This window comes from Nocardioides rotundus, assembly GCF_019931675.1.
Classification (GTDB): Bacteria; Actinomycetota; Actinomycetes; order Propionibacteriales; family Nocardioidaceae; genus Nocardioides; species Nocardioides rotundus.
In genome coordinates this window covers 216,422-231,674 of sequence record NZ_CP082922.1, presented here as the reverse complement: position 1 = coordinate 231,674, position 15,253 = coordinate 216,422, and the positions used below count along the sequence as shown (strand labels likewise).

Below are 15,253 nucleotides of genomic sequence, written 5' to 3'. Positions count from 1 at the left end.
TGGATCTTTGAACCCGACCGGTCCATGCAAGAGAGTGACCGGCACCACAGGAGAAGGGAAGCTCATGCAGACCACCGTGCTGCACTCCGGCACCGTCCGGACCATGGTGCCCGGACGTTCCCCGGCGGAGGCGATCGTCCTGCGCGACGGGGCCGTCGCCGGGACGGGCACCAGCCGGGACATGCTGGCGCTCGCCGGCCCGGAGGCCCGCGCCGTCGACCTCGCCGGGCGCGCCGTGCTCCCCGGCTTCATCGAGACCCACAACCATCCCGTCTTCTTCGGCCTCACCCTCGCGGCCGCCGTCGAGGCCGGCACCCCGCCCAACGACACCATCGGCGACATCGCCGACCGGGTGGAGCAGGCGGTCCGGGACGCCGAGCCGGGCGCGTGGGTCCGCGGCTATCGGTACGACGACTCCCTGCTGGCCGAGGACCGGCACCCGACCCGCCAGGACCTCGACCCGGTCTCCCCCGACAACCCGGTCTGCCTGATGCACATCTCCGGGCACTTCTGCGTGGTGAACTCCGCGGCGCTGGCCGCCCTCGGGATCGACCGGGACAGCGCGGATCCCCAAGGCGGCGTGATCGCCCGCGACGACGCCGGTGAGCCGACCGGGCTGCTGGTGGAGACGGCCGCGTTCGCGGCCTACGCCGCCATGCCGGACGCCGAGCCGGAGGAGCTGGTGAGCGCGCTCGGGCTGGCCGGCGACGCCTACCTGGCCGCGGGGGTCACGACCGTGTGCGACCTGGGGCTGGGGCTGACCGGCGGACGGGCGGAGCTGGCGGCCTACCGTTCGGCGATCACCGACGGCCGGCTGCGCACCCGGGTCCGCGCCTATCTGGTGCCGGACCTGATCGAGGGCCTGGCCGAGGGCGACGTACGCCTCCCGGCGCTGGAGCTGGACGGCGTGGACCGCGACGCCTTCCGGGTGCTGGGCGCCAAGCTGTGGGCCGACGGCTCCATCCAGGGCCTCACCGGCGCACTGGACGAGGGCTATGCCTGCGCCCCGGACCAGGTGGGGATGCTGCTGCACCCCCCGGAGGAGCTGGCCCGACTGGTGGCCACGCTGCACGCCACGGGTCTGCAGGTGGCGGTGCACGGCAACGGCGACCGCGCGATCCAGACCATCCTGGACGCCTACGACGCGCTCGGTGCCGAGCCCGTGGCCGACGACCGGCGGCACCGGATCGAGCACTGCCAGATGGCCCACGAGGAGCAGCTGGCGCAGATGGCCGAGAACGCGGTTCTCGCTTCCTTCTTCATCAAGCACGTCTACTACTGGGGCGACCGGCACCGCGACCGCTTCCTCGGAGCCGAGCGGGCGGCGACCATCGACCCGCTCGCCTCCGCGCGCGGTCACGGGGTGCGCTTCGGCCTGCACTCCGACACCCCGATCGTGCCGGTGGACCCGCTGGAGGGCATCTGGTGCGCGGTCAACCGGGTCACCCGCGACGGCCACCGGCTGGGCGTCGAGCAGGCGGTGGACGTGGAGACCGCGGTGGCGGGCTACACCCGTGAGGCGTCGTACCTCCTGCACGCCGAGCGGCACGCCGGCACCCTCGCCGATGGCGCGGACGCCGACCTGGTCGTGCTGTCCGCGGACCCCGAGACCACCGACCCGATGGCGCTGCGCGACCTGCGGGTCGAGCAGACCGTGATCGGCGGCGAGGTCGTCTTCGAGAGGAGCAGCTCGTGATCGAGCGCTGGAGCAGCGTCGTCCTGGGGCTGGTGGTGCCCGCCGCCGCCCTGTTGGTCGGCATCCCCCTGGTGGCGAACACCTCGGTGCACATCGGCGGCGTGCCGCTGCTGTTCGCCTACGCCTTCGCCCTCTTCCCCTTCACCACCGTGTGCCTGTGGCTGGCCTGGCGGATCGATGCGCCGTACTACGCCGAGGACCTGGAGCACGAGGCCGAGGAGGCCGGAGCATGAGCCTGCCGATCATCTTCTTCGCGATCATGGCCGCGTCCGTCGGCGTCGCGCTGCTCGCGCGCACCGGGATGCGCAACTCCTCGATGGGCGAGTATCTGGTCGGCGGTCGCTCCTTCCCGCCGTGGCTGCTCTACTTCCTCGCGGTCGGCGAGATCTACAGCATCGGCACGATGATCGGGCTGCCGAGCGGGATCTACGCCGGCGGTGCGTCCTACGGCATCTGGTTCATCGGCTACATCCTGCTGGCCTACCCGATCGGCTACTTCCTCGCGCCGCTGGTGTGGCGGGCCGGGGTGCGGTACGACGCCATGACGATCCCCGACGTCTTCGGCCGGCACTTCGGCAGCCGGGCGCTGGAGATCGTCACGGCGGTGGCGGTGCTGCTCGCGCTGATCCCGTGGGGGCAGTACCAGTTCATCGGCATGCAGGTCGTGCTCGGCGCCCTCGGGCTGCCGATCACGCCGCTGCAGTCGGTGATCCTCGCCGCGGCGATCGCGTTCATCTACCTGGTCGTCTCCGGGGTCCGGTCGCCGGCGTTCGTGTCGATCCTCAAGGACACCCTGATGCTGGTGGCGATCGTGGTCGTCGGCGTCGCCGCGGTGAGCCAGGCGGGCGGGGTCGCGCAGACCTTCGACCCCGTCGAGATCCCGCAGTCGATGGTGACCCTGTCCGGCAACCCGCTGGTGTTCACCCTGACCACGATCGTGTTCCAGTCGGTGACCTTCTACCTCGGCTTCTCCGCGGCCTTCGTCTTCACCTCGCGCAGCGAGGGCGGGATCAAGGCCTCGACGGTGTGGATGCCGCTCTACATGCTGATGTACCCGTTCCTGTTCGTCGCCTCGTTCTACGCGATCCAGACCCGGCCCGGACTGGAGGACCCGAACACGATCTTCATGGACGCCGCCACCGACCTGCTGCCCGACTGGCTGGTCGGGGTCGTGGCCGCCGGCGCCGGGCTCTCGGGGATCCTGGTGCTCGCGGTGACCGCGCTCAGCATCGGCGGGGTGGTGACCCGCAATCTCGTGCCGGGCGTGCGGCCGGCCGTCCAGCGCCGGGTCAGCAACGCCGTGGTGGCGGTCTTCCTGGTCGCCGCGGCGGCGCTCACCCTGTCGGGGTCGACGATCATGCTGACGATCCTGGCGCTGACCTACTTCCTCCTCGGGCAGCTGGTGCCGGGCTGGATCGCGCTGATGTTCTTCAAGCGGGTGCAGGGCTGGGCGGTCGGCGTGGGCATCGTCGCCGGCATCGCCGCCTCCCTGATCCTCTACCGCACCGAGCCCGACCTGGGCGGGATCAACCCCGGGCTGCTCGCCACGCTGCTCAACGTGGCGCTCACCTTCGGGCTCAGCGCACTCCGGCCCGCCGAGGAGCGGATCCCGATGGCCCTGTGGCGCAGACCCCGGGCGGGCGCCGCCGAGGCCGCGGCACCGATGGCCGACTGAGACCCGTCGGGCCGCCGTACACCCGCGGGGTGATCGGCCCGCGTCCGCCGCCATGTAACGCAACGTTCGGTCATCTTGTCGAGTGTTCTGCCGCTCAACAAGATGACCGAACTGTGCGTGACTTGAACGGGTGGGGCAGATGGGGGTCAGTGGGAGGGGCCGCGCATGGGCCCGAGCCGCGTCAGTGCCCACCCTGCGGGGTGTCCTGGATCGCCTCCCGGACCTCCTCGCACATCCGCTGGTAGGCGGGCAGGGCCCGGATCTGCTCGGCCGGGATCCGCTCGCCCGGAGCGGAGAAGATCGCCGGCTGGTCATAGACCACCCGGCCCGGGCGAGGGCTCATCACCATCACCCGCGAGCCGAGGAAGACCGCCTCGTCGACGGAGTGGGTGATGAACAGGATGGTCTTGCCGGTCTCCCGCCAGATGTCCAGCAGCTCGTTCTGCAGCCGCTCGCGGGTGAGCGCGTCGAGGGCGCCGTACGGCTCGTCCATCAGCACGATGTCCGGGTCGTTGTTGAGCACCCGGGCGATCTGGCAGCGCTGCTGCATGCCGCCGGAGAGCTCATACGGCTTGTGGTCGGGGAAGTCCGCCAGGCCGACCATCTCCAGGTAGCGGTCCGAGCCGGCCCGGCGCTCCGCCGTGCCGACCCCGCGCAGCTTCGGCCCGAGCTCGACGTTCTTGCGCACCGACAGCCAGGGGAAGAGGTTGGGCGACTGGAAGACGACGCCCCGCTCGGCGGCGGGCCCGCGGACCGGCTCGCCGCCGACGGTGATCGACCCCTCCGAGGGCGGCATGAAGCCGGCGAGCAGCCGCAGCAGCGTGGTCTTGCCGCACCCGGACGGCCCGGCCAGGCAGACGAACTCCCCCGGCTCGATGTCCAGGTCGATCGTCTCCAGTGCCTGGACCTGGGTGCCGCCGACGGTGAAGTGGTGCCGCAGCCCCTGGATCCGCACGTCCTGGGCGTGTCCGTCGGGGGTCGCCGTACCCGACTCCGTCGGCGCCACGCTCACTGGTCCGCCTCCGCAGCAGCGGCCGCCGGCGCGTCGTCGACGTGCTGGGCGTACTGGTCGACCGGGCCGGCCTTCTCGATCCCGCCCTGGTCGAGCAGGAACCTCGCCGTGGTCTCCATGTCCTCGGCCATCTTGCCGCCGAGGTAGTCCGGACCCGCCTGCTCGGCCGCGTCGAGGTAGACGTAGCCCTCGAACTGCTTCTGGGCCGTGGCGGGGTCGATGTTGAGCTGGACGCCGGCGGAGTCCGCGGCGGCCTTGGGGTCGTCCTTGATCATCGTGACCGCGTAGTCCTGCGCGCGGGCCCACTGCTCCATGAAGTCGGGGTTGGCCTCGATGAAGTCCGTCGACGCGGTGCCGAGGTCGAAGGTCGGCTTGCCCGCCTTCGCGGTGTCCTCGCTGGAGAGGATGCGCGCCCCGCCGTCGTCGAGGAGCTGGGACTGCACCGGCTCCCACACCCAGGCGGCGTCGATCTGGTCGCCCTGCCAGGCGCCCAGCATCTTCTCCGGGTCGAGGTTGATGATCTTGAAGTCCTTGTTCGCGTCCAGCCCGGCGTCGGCGATCGCCTGGAGCAGCGAGTAGTGCGCGGTGGAGGAGAAGGGTACGGCGATCGTGCCGCCCTTGAGGTCGTCCAGGGTCTTCTGCGCGGGGTCGCGGACGATGAGCGACTCCGCGGTGCCGATCACGTCGTGGATCCACACCACCTGGATGTCGGCGTCGCGCATCACCGGCTCCGAGGAGGCGATCACCGCCGGGGAGGAGCCCATGAGGCCGAGGTCGACGTCGCCGGAGCCGTAGTACTTCACCACGTCGCCGCCGGAGGCCGCCTGCACCCACTTGATCGAGGCGTTGGGCATGCAGGCCTCGAGGATCCCCAGGTCCTTGACCACCAGGTCGCCGTTGGGGATCGGCTGCCAGGCGATCCGGGCGCTGGTGTCGATGCTCTCGTCGGGCTGCCACGGGCACTCGGTGTCGACCGCCTCGGCGGTGCGCCCCGACTCCACACATCCGGTCAGCGGCAGCGCGAGCGCGACGACGGCCGCCACCGCGCCGGTCTTGGTGAGGGTCTTCATCGGTTGTCTCCTAGGGGTGTCGGGTGATGGGTGGTGCCCGAGTCGAGGAACGAACGCGGCGCTCATGCCTTGCCGCGCCAGGGGACGAGGATGCGCTCGATGGTCTTCAGCAGCAGGTCGAGCAGGATCGCGGCGATGCCGATGACGATGATGCAGGCGATGACCAGCGCCGTCTGGAGCTGCTCACCGGCGAGGTAGGCCAGGCCGCCGATGCCGGGGATGCCGTTGGCGATCTCGGCCGCGACCACGGTGGTCCACGCGAAGCCCACGGCGACCCGGATGCCGGTCATCACCTCGGGCAGCGTGGCGGGGAGGACGACCGCGCTCAAGGCTTGGCGCCGGCTGGCACCCAGGCTGAGGACCGCGTTGACCTGGTCCTCCTTCACGCCGCGGACACCGGCGATGGTCGCCATGGTGATCGGCGGGAAGGCGGCGAGGAAGAGCAGCCAGATCTTGGATGTGTCGCCGATGCCGAACCAGACGATCAGCAGGCCGATGTAGGCCAGCGGCGGGAGCGAGCGCAGGAAGTTCAGGTAGGGCTCCAGCACCATGCCCACCCACTTCGAGGTGCCCATGATCAGCCCGAGGGGCACACCGACCAGGATGCCGCCCCCGACACCGACGGTGATCCGCTGCAGGCTCGCGAGCAGGTGCTCCCAGAGGTAGTAGTTCTGCTCGCCCCGGACGATGCGCGTGGAGCCGGGCGCGATCGGGTGGTCGGTGTTGGCGCGGACGAAGGCGTCCCACACCGCCCCGGGGCCGGGCAGGAAGAGCGGCCGGACCAGGCCGAGCCGGGTCACCAGCCACCACAGGAGGAGGAAGCCGAGCAGCGAGGCGACGTTGACGCCCCAGTGCCGCAGCCGGCGGCGGCGCGTCGCGCTGCCCTTGGCGGGCGAGGGTGGGGCCTTGGCCGGTGGTGCAGCTGTCGCGGTGTCCGCCATGGGTCCTTCTCCTCGGGGCAGGTTGTCGATTAATCGTAGTGAGTTAGTGCGCTTCACTGATGGCCGGGGTCATCGCCTGGACGCTGCTGATCAGGCACACCTGCACGACGTCGTGCGCGTCGCACCCCCGAGAGAGGTCGTTCATGGGCCGGGCCAGCCCTTGGAGTATGGGCCCATAGGCGGCGAACCCGCCCCACCGTTGAGCCATCTTGTATCCGATGTTCCCCGCGCCCAGGTCGGGGAAGATCAGCACGTTCGCGCTCCCGGCCACCTCCGAGCCGGGCGCCTTCTGCGCCGCCACGGCCGGCACCACGGCCGCGTCGAACTGCAGCTCGCCCTCGCTGGGCAGGTCCGGACGGTCCCTCCGCAGCCGCGCCGTCGCCTCCCGCACGACCGCGACCCGCTCGTGCTCGGCGCTGCCCCAGGTACTGAAGGAGAGCAGGCCGACCCGCGGGTCCTCGCCGGTCAGGGCGGCGTGCGTCTCGGCGGTCTGCGCCGCGATCGTGGCGAGCTGGGCGGCGTCGGGGACGGGCACGACGCCGCAGTCGCCGAAGGAGTACGTCGACCCGTCGGGGGCGACCATGAGGAAGCTGCTGGAGAGCAGGTCGGTGCCCGGGGCCAGCCCGATCACCTTCAGCGCCGCCCGGAGCACGTCGCGGGTGGAGTGCACGGCGCCGCCGACACAGGCGTCGGCGGCCCCGTCGGCGACCAGGGCGGCTGCGGTGCGCAGCGGGTCGGCGGTCGGCGCTCGCGTCTCGACCCCCTCGAGGGGCGCTTCGGTGAGGAGCACCGGGTCGACGCCGAGGGTGGTGAGCCGCAGGGCCGCCGTACGGATCCGAGGGTCGTCGCCCTCGGGCAGCACGACGCGGGGGCGACGGCCTCCCCCGACCGCCCCCAGGCGCGCGACCCACCGATCGGTCATCGTGACCGGTCGGTGGGCGGCGACGCTGGGGACGGTGGCGGGGGTCAAGGGGCAAGCACCTCAGCGACCGGCAGGTGCTCGAGTCCGTGGGCCGCCGCCACCGGCCCGTTGGTCACCCGGCCCGCGTGCGTGGACAGGCCGAGGGCGAGCGCCGGGTCGTCGCGCAGGGCCTGCTTCCATCCGTCGTCGGCGAGCCGCAGCACGTAGGGCAGCGTGACGTTGGTGAGCGCGTAGGTGGAGGTGTTCGGCACCGCGCCGGGCATGTTCGCCACGCAGTAGAAGACGCTGTGGTGGACGGAGTACGTCGGGTCCGCGTGCGTCGTCGGGCGGGAGTCCTCGAAGCAGCCACCCTGGTCGATGGCGATGTCGACGAGCACGCTGCCGCGCTTCATCCGGCTGACCATCTCGTTGGTCACCAGCCGCGGCGCACGGGCACCCGGGACCAGCACGGCACCGATCACCAGGTCGGCCTCCAGCACGGCCTTCTCCAGCTCCAGGGAGTTCGAGACCATCGTCTTCACCCGGCCGTTGTAGCGGCGGTCCATGGCCCGCAGCTTGTTCACGTCGGTGTCCAGCACGGTGACGTCGGCCCACATGCCCACCGCGATGGCCGTGGCGTTGGAGCCGGAGACGCCGGCACCGATCACCACCACGTTGGCCGGCTTGACGCCCGAGACGCCGCCGAGGAGCAGGCCGCGCCCGCCGTTGGGCCGCATCAGCGACTGCGCGCCGGCCTGCGGCGCCAGACAGCCCGCGACCTCGCTCATCGGGAAGAGCAGCGGCAGCGAGCCGTCGGGCAGCTGGACCGTCTCGTAGGCGATCGAGGTGGTGCCCGCGTCGATCAGCGCCTGCGTGCAGGGCTGCGATGCGGCCAGGTGGAGGTAGGTGAACAGCGTGGTGTCCGCGCTGAGCCGGTGATACTCCTCCTCGATCGGCTCCTTGACCTTGAGCACCAGGTCCGCGTCGGCCCAGACGTCGTCGGCGTAGTCGAGGACCTTGGCCCCGGCGGCGGCGTACTCGCCGTCCATGATCGCCGACCCCTCGCCCGCGTGCGTCTCGACGACGACCTCGTGGCCGCGGCGGATCAGCTCGTGCGCGCCGGCCGGGGTGAGCGCGACGCGGTACTCGTGGTTCTTCACTTCCTTGGGGACGCCGATGCGCATCGTCGCCTCCTCTCGTGTCGGTGGGTGGGTCAGCCGGCGACGTGCCGGTCGACGGCGGAGCAGACGGCGTCCACCCCGGCCAGGAGGTCGCGCAGGACGTCCGCATCGGCGACCAGCGGCGGCGAGAGCATCAGCAGCGTGGCGCCGCGATCGTCGGGGCGGGTGATCAGGTTGACCTCGCGCATCGCGCGCGGCATCACCTCGCGCACCAGCGCGACCTCCTGCTGGGGGGTGAGCTCACGGCCGGTACGGCGGTCGCCGGTGAACTCCAGGGCGTAGAAGAACCCGGTTCCTCGCCACTCCCGGACGGTGGGGTGCGCATCCACGATCTGGTCCAGGCCGGTCTGGAAGGCGCCCTCCAGGTCGCGCACGTTGTCCAGGATGCGCTCGTCGCGCATAGCGGTGATGTTGGCGACCGCCACCGTGGTGGCGATCGGGTGCCCGCCCCAGGTGGAGCCGTGGGTGAAGACGCCGGTGGTCGGCGAGGTGAGGACGGCGTCCGCGATGTGCTCGCGGACGAGGACGCCTCCGAGCGGCGCGTATCCGGAGGTGGCGCCCTTGGCGAAGGTGAGCAGGTCGGGGACGTAGCCGTACTTCTCCGCGCCGAACCACTCGCCCAGCCGGCCGTAGGCGCAGATCACCTCGTCGGAGACGAGCAGGATCCCGTAGCGGTCGCAGATCGCCCGCAGCTCGGCCCAGTAGCCGTCCGGCGGCACCAGGGCGCCGCGGGAGTTCTGCACCGGCTCGGCGAACACGGCCGCGACCGTCTCGGGTCCCTCCTCCTCGGTCGCGGCGACCAGCGCGCGCAGGCTCGGCAGGTCGGCGGCCGTGCCGCCCTCGGGAACGCTCTCCCCGAGAGTGTGGGGGACGTGCCGGACGCCCGGCATCAGCGGGCCGAACGGCGCCTTGAACTTGGGGATGCCGGTCACGGCGAGCGCCCCGAGCGTGGTGCCGTGGTAGGACATGTCGCGGGAGATGATCTTGGTCCGCTCGGGCTGGCCCTGGCTGACGAAGTACTGCCGGGCCAGCTTGATCGCCGACTCCACGGCCTCCGAGCCGGAGTTGACGAAGAAGACCCGGTCCAGGTCCCCGGGCGCCAGGCCGGTGATCAGCTCGGCAGCCTCGACCGAGGCGGGGTGGGCCGCGGACCAGTTGGTCCAGTAGGCCAGCTGCTCCATCTGCTTGATCGCCGCGGCGGGGATGTCCTGCCGGCCGTGACCGATGTTCACGCAGAACAGGCCGGCGAGCCCGTCGAGGAAGCGGCGGCCCTGCTCGTCGTACAGATAGCAGCCGTCGCCGCGGACGATCACCGGGAGGTCGGGATCGTTCCAGACCTCGCCGCGGGTGAAGTGGGGGAACAGGTGGCGCTGCGCGGTGGTCCTCGTGCTCATGCTGAGAACTGTGCTGCGACTCACATGGTTCTACCAAGACCCAGTTCCCGGGCATTTCTTTGGTGCCAGTTCGGCCCTACCGTAGCCCCGTGGCCCCCTCACGGATCGCGATCGAGCGCGACAGCGGCAAGCCGCTCTACCGCCAGCTGCGCGAGGCGCTGGAGCACGAGATCCTCTCCGGCGCGCTCGACCTGCGGCAGGCGCTGCCGTCCTCGCGCGAGCTGGCCCGCGAGCTCGGGCTGTCGCGGAACACCGTCAACGCGGCCTACATGGAGCTCGAGGCGGAGGGGTACGTCGAAGCGCGGCCCTGTCGGGGACTCTTCGTCAACCAGGAGATGATCGCGGCCCTGGAGCCGTCCGCGCCGGCGCCGACCGCGTCGACGAGCGGCGACTTCTCGGACGTGATCCGGCCGCTCAGCACGTCCGACCTCCCCGAGATCGCCAAGGTGCGGGACTGGCAGCGCTACCCCTACCCCTTCATCGCCGGGCAGGTGGACCCGAGCAGCTTCCCCCGGCTGCCGTGGATCCGGTCGCTGCGGCAGGCACTGGAGCCGCCGCACCTGCACTACAGCGTGCGCGACGGGGTGGACGAGGACGACCCGCTGCTGATCGAGGAGCTGTGCCGCCGGGTGCTGCCGGGCCGCGGGATCGAGGCGTCCCCGGATCAGGTGCTCATCACCAACGGCGCCCAGCAGGGGCTGGACCTGCTCGCCGCCGCCACGCTCGCGCCCGGGGACGAGGTGGGTGTCGAGGACCCGGGCTACCCCGACGCCAGGCACATCTTCACCCATGCCGGCGCGACCCTGCGGCCGCTCCCGGTCGACGCCGGCGGGCTGGTCCCCCCGCCCTCGCTGGACGGTCTTCGGCTGCTGCACCTCACGCCCAGTCACCACTGCCCGACCAATGTGACGCTCGGGATCGGTCGGCGCCGCGACCTCCTCGCCCGCGCCGCCGAGGCCGACGTACTCGTGATCGAGGACGACTATGACAGCGAGTTCCGCTACCAGGGCAGCCCGACGCCGGCGCTGAAGGCGATCCCGGGCAGCGACCGGGTGATCTACCTCGGCACGTTCAGCAAGTTCCTCGCGCCGGGGCTGCGGCTGGGCTATCTCGTCGGACCGCCGGAGGTGGTCGAGGGGCTGCGCGCCTACCGGCGGTACCGGATCCGGCACACCTCGGGCCACGAGCAGCGGGCGATGGCGCTGTTCATCGGGTCGGGGCAGTACCAGCGGACCGTCCGCCGCCGGCGCGGCCAGCTCTCCCGGCGGTGGGAGGCGACCCGCGACGCGCTGGCCGACGAGCTCGGCCTCAGCCCCGACGTCCCTCCCGGCGGGGTGAGCATCTGGGTGACCGGGCCGCCCGGGCTGGACTGCGCGCGCCTGGCCGCCGACGCGCTCGGCGAGGGCGTCGTGATCGAGCGCGGCGACACCTACTTCACCGACTCCGCGCACAACCGGCAGCACTTCCGGGTCGGCTTCGCCGCCATCGACGTCGAGCGCATCCGCCCCGGCATCGCCCGCCTCGCCTCCCTGGTCCGCGCCCAGCTCGCCTGACCACCGGGCATTCCCTGCACCCTCAACCCGCCGACCGGGCACTCCCTGCACCTTCAACCCGCCGACCGGGCACTCCCTGCACCTTCAACCCGCCGACCGGGCACTCCCTGCACCTTCAGACCCGCTGACCGGGCATTCCGTGCACCTTCCGAGCAGCCCAGCCAGGATGCAGCAAGTGCCCGGTCGAGGTCATAGAGATGCAGCAAGTGCCCGGTCGGCACGATGTGGGTGCATGGAATGCCCGGTGGGCTGATCTTGGGTGCATGGAATGCCCGGTGGGCTGATCTTGGGTGCATGGAATGCCTGGTGGGCTGATCTTGGGTGCAGGGAATGCCTGGTCAGCGAGCGGAGCGGGGTACGACGACCAGGGGGGTCGCGGCGCGGCGGGCCAGCCGCTCCACGACCCCGCCGAGCAGCACCCGCCGCACCGGGCCATAGCCGCGCGATCCACAGACCAGGAGCTGGCAGTCCTCGGAATCCAGCGCTGCGAGGGAGTTGACCACGTCCCCGTCGAGCAGGTGGATCCCGACCTCCAGGTCGCCTGAGAGCCCGTCGGCCTCGGCCCGGACGGCCTCGCCCATCGCCGTACGCGTGCGCTCGAAGAAGTCCCGTCGCGCCCGGTCGTCGTCGCGCGGCTGCTCGGCGGTCGGGCCCAACACGGTGAAGACCTCCAAACGGGCCCGGGCCCGCTGCGCCAGCCCCGCGGCCTGGCGCAGCGCGTTGCGTCCCTCCCGGGTGGGCACGAACGCGCACCCCACCCGGTCCAGCGGGCTGCCCGGCCGGCGTTCGGCGAAGCCGCGCGGCGCGAGCAGCACCGGCACCGGCGAGCCCTGGAGCAGCCGGTTCGCGGTGTGGTTGTTGCTCACCCGGCGATGAACGCCCTTGCCGCTGGAGCCGACCACCAACAACAACGCCTGCGTGCGCTCGGCCACCTGGTCCAGCCCCGCCGCCGCGGAGGACGCGCCCACGACCCGGTACTGCGGCTTGACCGGCACCTCCTCGTGCGCGCGGACATACTCCTGCGCCCGCGCCTGGACCGCCCGCGCGTCCGCCTGCAGGGTCTTCACCCAGTCCGCGCCGATCCCGGGCAGCACGGTCACCGGCTCCTTGGGATAGACGGTGGTCACCACCGGCTGATCGCCCGTGCTGGCGGCGATCCAGGTGCCCACCGCGAGCGCGTCGTCGGAGCCCCCGCGGCCGCCGTACGCGATCACCACCTTCTCCAGCTTGCGCCGCGGTGCCGGCCAGGCCGACGCCGTCTCTGTCGCGGTCATCACCGGACTCCCTTCACGAAGGTCGGGTCGATGTGGTCGGCATAGGAGGACGCCGAGGGCAACGGCTGCAGCGCGCCCTGCTCCTTGAGGAACCGTGCCGCCTGCGGATAGTCCTTGAGGAACTCCGCGGTGACGGCGAGCTGAGCGGCGAGCCCGCCCTCGCTGCCGAGATAGTCCACACCCGCCTGCTCCTCGGCGGTCGGGTAGCGATACCCGCGCATCTCCGCACGCGCCCGCTCGGTCGTGACACCGAGCTCCTCTCCGAGGATCCGCGCGGCCTCGTCCGGCCGGTCGCGCAGCAGCTCCACGGCCCGCGCCTGCGCATCCACCCAGGTCTGCACCGCGTCCGGGAAGCGCTCGGCGGTCCGATCGGACCACACCCCGAGATCGGCGGTCACCACGCCCTCGTCGGCGAGTTGCCCGCTGGTGACCAGGTCGCGCCCTCCCGTCGAGCGGAGCGAGGAGAGCACCGGCTCCCACACATAGGCAGCATCCAGGTCTCCGGCCTGCCAGCCCTCCTCGATCTCGTCGGGCTGCAGATCGAGTACGTCGACCCGGTTGACGTCCACCCCGGCGCGGTCCAGCGCCGCCAGCAGGGAGTAGTGCGCCGTCGAGCCGAAGGGCACCCCCACCGTGGCGCCCTCCAGATCGGACAGGGAACGAACCCGGCCACGTGCGACGAGCGCCTCAGAGTCGCCGATCACGTCGTGCACCCACACCACGCGCTCGTCCACGCCGGACTGCAGCGCGAGCGCCACCCCGCTGCTGCCGACCAGTCCCACGTCGATGCTCCCCTCCTCCAGTGCCTGGCTGACCGAGGCGCCGGAGTCGTAGCGGCGCCAGCGCACCGGGATCCCGAGCTCGTCCTCCAGCCACCCCTGCCGCTTGACGATCAGGTCGCCGTTGGGGATCTCCTGATAGCCCACGCGCAGCTCGGCCAGCCGACCGTCGCGCACCTCCGGCTCCGCCCCGCCCCCGCACGCGGCCAGCAGGCCGAGGCAGAGCGCCAGCAGGAGTACGGCGACCCGCCGGGCGCTCATCGGCCCTGCTCCGTTCCCGCCGGTGCCGGGCTCTCCGCCCGTACGTCTCGGTCCGGGCCGTCGCCGGGCTCTTCGTCGACCGGCTCTCCCAAGCGGCCGAGCCGCCGCAGCACGACATAGGCGATCACCAACACGGCGAGGATCAGCACCGAGAGGCCGAACTGGCTGCGGGTGTCCGGCGAGAGGCCCATCGCGACGATCACTCCCAGCATTCCGGCGATCGTCAGGTAGGACAGCCACGGGAAGAGCCACATCCGCATGGTCAGCGCCTCGGGGTCCTCCCGCTCCAGCCGGCGCCGCAGCCGCACCTCGGCGAAGCCGATCAGCAGGTAGACGAACAGCGCGACCGCGCCGTAGGAGTTGATCAGGAACGCGAAGACCTGATCCGGCGAGACGTAGGCCGCGCCGATCGAGATCAGCGCGACGACGGTGCCGATCAGCGTCGACCGCACCGGGACGCCGCGGCCGTTGACCTTCACCAGCGACTTCGGGGCGTGCCCCTTGCGCGTGAGCGCGAACAGCATCCGGGAGGCGGCGTAGAGCCCGGAGTTCAGCGCGGACAGCACCGCGGTCAGGATGATCGCGTTCATCAGGTCGGCGGCGATCGGGATGTTCATCCGCTCGAGGACGGCGACGTAGGGGCCGGACAGGATGCCCTGGCTGTTCCACGGCAGGATCGTGACGACGAGGAAGATCGAGCCGACGTAGAAGAGCAGGATGCGGACGACGACCGAGTTGGTCGCGCGAGCCACCATCTTCCCCGGCTCGGCCGACTCGGCGGCCGCGACCGTCACCAGCTCGACGCCGACGAAGAACGCCACCGCCGGCACCGCCTTGCTGATCACCTCGCCCCACCCGTTGGGGACGAATCCGCCGTGCTCGGTGAGGTTGCCCAGACCGGGACGGGCGTCCGGCCAGGCCCCGGTCACCCACAGCACCCCGACCAGGATGAAGACCAGGATCGCCACCACCTTGATGCTGGAGAACCAGAACTCGAACTCGCCGAAAGCCCGGACCGAGAACAGGTTGGTGGCCGTCATCACCGCCAGCAGGATCAGGCTGACCAGCCACACCGGAGCATCGGGGATCCACCGGCCCAGGACGGTCGCGCCCGCCACGGCCTCGATGGCGACGACGACCACCCAGAAGTACCAGTACAGCCAGCCGATGACGAAGCCGGCCCAGTCGCCCAACCCGATCCGCGCGTACTCATAGAAGGAGCCCACCGCGGGCCGGGCGACGGCCATCTCACCGAGCATCCGCATCACGAGCATGATCAGGACCCCGGCCAGCAGGAAGGAGATCAGCGCCGCCGGCCCGGCCGTATGGATCACCACCCCGCTGCCCACGAACAGGCCGGCGCCGATGGTCCCGCCGATCGCGATCAGCGTCATGTGTCGCTGCTTGAGACCGGAGTTGAGTCCGGAGTCTTCACTCATGCGTGTCTCCCAACGAGGTCACGAGGATCCCAGCATCGTGCCCCTCCGGCTGGACCTGGGTAAGGACCAGCCGGAGG

General features: G+C 71.5%; 13 protein-coding genes. 4 read left to right on the top strand and 9 right to left on the bottom strand.

The window, feature by feature from the left end; translation table 11 throughout:
* Positions 1-64: 64 nt before the first annotated feature.
* From K8W59_RS01125 to K8W59_RS01115, 3 genes are read left to right on the top strand one after another with little or no spacing between them, the layout of a single operon-like run.
* Positions 65-1,696 (top strand): amidohydrolase, encoded by a 1,632-nt coding sequence (locus K8W59_RS01125; RefSeq protein ID WP_223396942.1) that lies wholly within the window; start codon positions 65-67, stop codon positions 1,694-1,696.
* Complete coding sequence (locus tag K8W59_RS01120) at positions 1,693-1,929, top strand: DUF3311 domain-containing protein (protein ID WP_223396941.1); 237 nt, start codon at positions 1,693-1,695, stop codon at positions 1,927-1,929. The genes K8W59_RS01125 and K8W59_RS01120 overlap by 4 nt, the downstream gene beginning before the upstream one ends.
* Complete coding sequence (locus K8W59_RS01115) at positions 1,926-3,371, top strand: sodium:solute symporter family protein (protein ID WP_223396940.1); 1,446 nt, start codon at positions 1,926-1,928, stop codon at positions 3,369-3,371. Before K8W59_RS01120 ends, K8W59_RS01115 begins: the two co-directional genes overlap by 4 nt.
* A gap of 181 nt (positions 3,372-3,552) precedes the next feature.
* On the opposite strand, the gene K8W59_RS01110 is transcribed toward K8W59_RS01115, so the two are convergent.
* The 6 genes from K8W59_RS01110 to K8W59_RS01085 form a co-directional block, all read right to left on the bottom strand.
* Entirely contained in the window at positions 3,553-4,383 is an 831-nt protein-coding gene (locus K8W59_RS01110; RefSeq protein ID WP_223396939.1) for an ABC transporter ATP-binding protein, read from the bottom strand.
* Positions 4,380-5,453 (bottom strand): taurine ABC transporter substrate-binding protein, encoded by a 1,074-nt coding sequence (locus tag K8W59_RS01105; protein ID WP_223396938.1) that lies wholly within the window; start codon positions 5,451-5,453, stop codon positions 4,380-4,382. Before K8W59_RS01105 ends, K8W59_RS01110 begins: the two co-directional genes overlap by 4 nt.
* A 62-nt stretch (positions 5,454-5,515) precedes the next feature.
* Positions 5,516-6,394 carry an ABC transporter permease gene (locus tag K8W59_RS01100; RefSeq protein ID WP_223396937.1) on the bottom strand — a complete coding sequence of 293 codons (879 nt, stop codon included), beginning with the start codon at positions 6,392-6,394 and terminating at the stop codon, positions 5,516-5,518.
* A gap of 43 nt (positions 6,395-6,437) precedes the next feature.
* Entirely contained in the window at positions 6,438-7,364 is a 927-nt protein-coding gene (locus K8W59_RS01095; protein ID WP_223396936.1) for a phosphate acyltransferase, read from the bottom strand.
* Entirely contained in the window at positions 7,361-8,479 is a 1,119-nt protein-coding gene (gene ald / locus K8W59_RS01090) for an alanine dehydrogenase (protein ID WP_223396935.1), read from the bottom strand. The genes K8W59_RS01095 and ald overlap by 4 nt, the downstream gene beginning before the upstream one ends.
* Positions 8,480-8,508: 29 nt before the next feature.
* Positions 8,509-9,870, bottom strand: a complete 1,362-nt coding sequence (locus tag K8W59_RS01085) for an aspartate aminotransferase family protein (protein ID WP_223396934.1) — start codon at positions 9,868-9,870, stop codon at positions 8,509-8,511.
* 89 nt (positions 9,871-9,959) lie between these two features.
* Between K8W59_RS01085 and pdxR the strand changes: the two genes are divergently transcribed.
* Positions 9,960-11,423 carry a MocR-like pyridoxine biosynthesis transcription factor PdxR gene (pdxR, locus tag K8W59_RS01080; RefSeq protein ID WP_223396933.1) on the top strand — a complete coding sequence of 488 codons (1,464 nt, stop codon included), beginning with the start codon at positions 9,960-9,962 and terminating at the stop codon, positions 11,421-11,423.
* 338 nt (positions 11,424-11,761) lie between these two features.
* On the opposite strand, the gene K8W59_RS01075 is transcribed toward pdxR, so the two are convergent.
* From K8W59_RS01075 to K8W59_RS01065, 3 genes are read right to left on the bottom strand one after another with little or no spacing between them, the layout of a single operon-like run.
* Entirely contained in the window at positions 11,762-12,697 is a 936-nt protein-coding gene (locus K8W59_RS01075; protein ID WP_223396932.1) for a universal stress protein, read from the bottom strand.
* Complete coding sequence (locus K8W59_RS01070; RefSeq protein ID WP_223396931.1) at positions 12,697-13,737, bottom strand: taurine ABC transporter substrate-binding protein; 1,041 nt, start codon at positions 13,735-13,737, stop codon at positions 12,697-12,699. Before K8W59_RS01070 ends, K8W59_RS01075 begins: the two co-directional genes overlap by 1 nt.
* Positions 13,734-15,176 (bottom strand): amino acid permease, encoded by a 1,443-nt coding sequence (locus K8W59_RS01065; RefSeq protein WP_223396930.1) that lies wholly within the window; start codon positions 15,174-15,176, stop codon positions 13,734-13,736. The genes K8W59_RS01070 and K8W59_RS01065 overlap by 4 nt, the downstream gene beginning before the upstream one ends.
* Between the last annotated feature and the right edge of the window lie 77 nt (positions 15,177-15,253).

Bases quoted from the DNA above. Each gene is read 5' to 3' on its own strand.
- K8W59_RS01100 (WP_223396937.1), bottom strand. From the start codon at position 6,394: ATGGCGGACACCGCGACAGCTGCACCACCGGCCAAGGCCCCACCCTCG.
- K8W59_RS01105 (WP_223396938.1), bottom strand. From the start codon at position 5,453: ATGAAGACCCTCACCAAGACCGGCGCGGTGGCGGCCGTCGTCGCGCTC.
- K8W59_RS01085 (WP_223396934.1), bottom strand. From the start codon at position 9,870: ATGAGCACGAGGACCACCGCGCAGCGCCACCTGTTCCCCCACTTCACC.
- ald (WP_223396935.1), bottom strand. From the start codon at position 8,479: ATGCGCATCGGCGTCCCCAAGGAAGTGAAGAACCACGAGTACCGCGTC.
- K8W59_RS01070 (WP_223396931.1), bottom strand. From the start codon at position 13,737: ATGAGCGCCCGGCGGGTCGCCGTACTCCTGCTGGCGCTCTGCCTCGGC.
- K8W59_RS01075 (WP_223396932.1), bottom strand. From the start codon at position 12,697: ATGACCGCGACAGAGACGGCGTCGGCCTGGCCGGCACCGCGGCGCAAG.
- K8W59_RS01065 (WP_223396930.1), bottom strand. From the start codon at position 15,176: ATGAGTGAAGACTCCGGACTCAACTCCGGTCTCAAGCAGCGACACATG.
- K8W59_RS01125 (WP_223396942.1), top strand. From the start codon at position 65: ATGCAGACCACCGTGCTGCACTCCGGCACCGTCCGGACCATGGTGCCC.
- K8W59_RS01115 (WP_223396940.1), top strand. From the start codon at position 1,926: ATGAGCCTGCCGATCATCTTCTTCGCGATCATGGCCGCGTCCGTCGGC.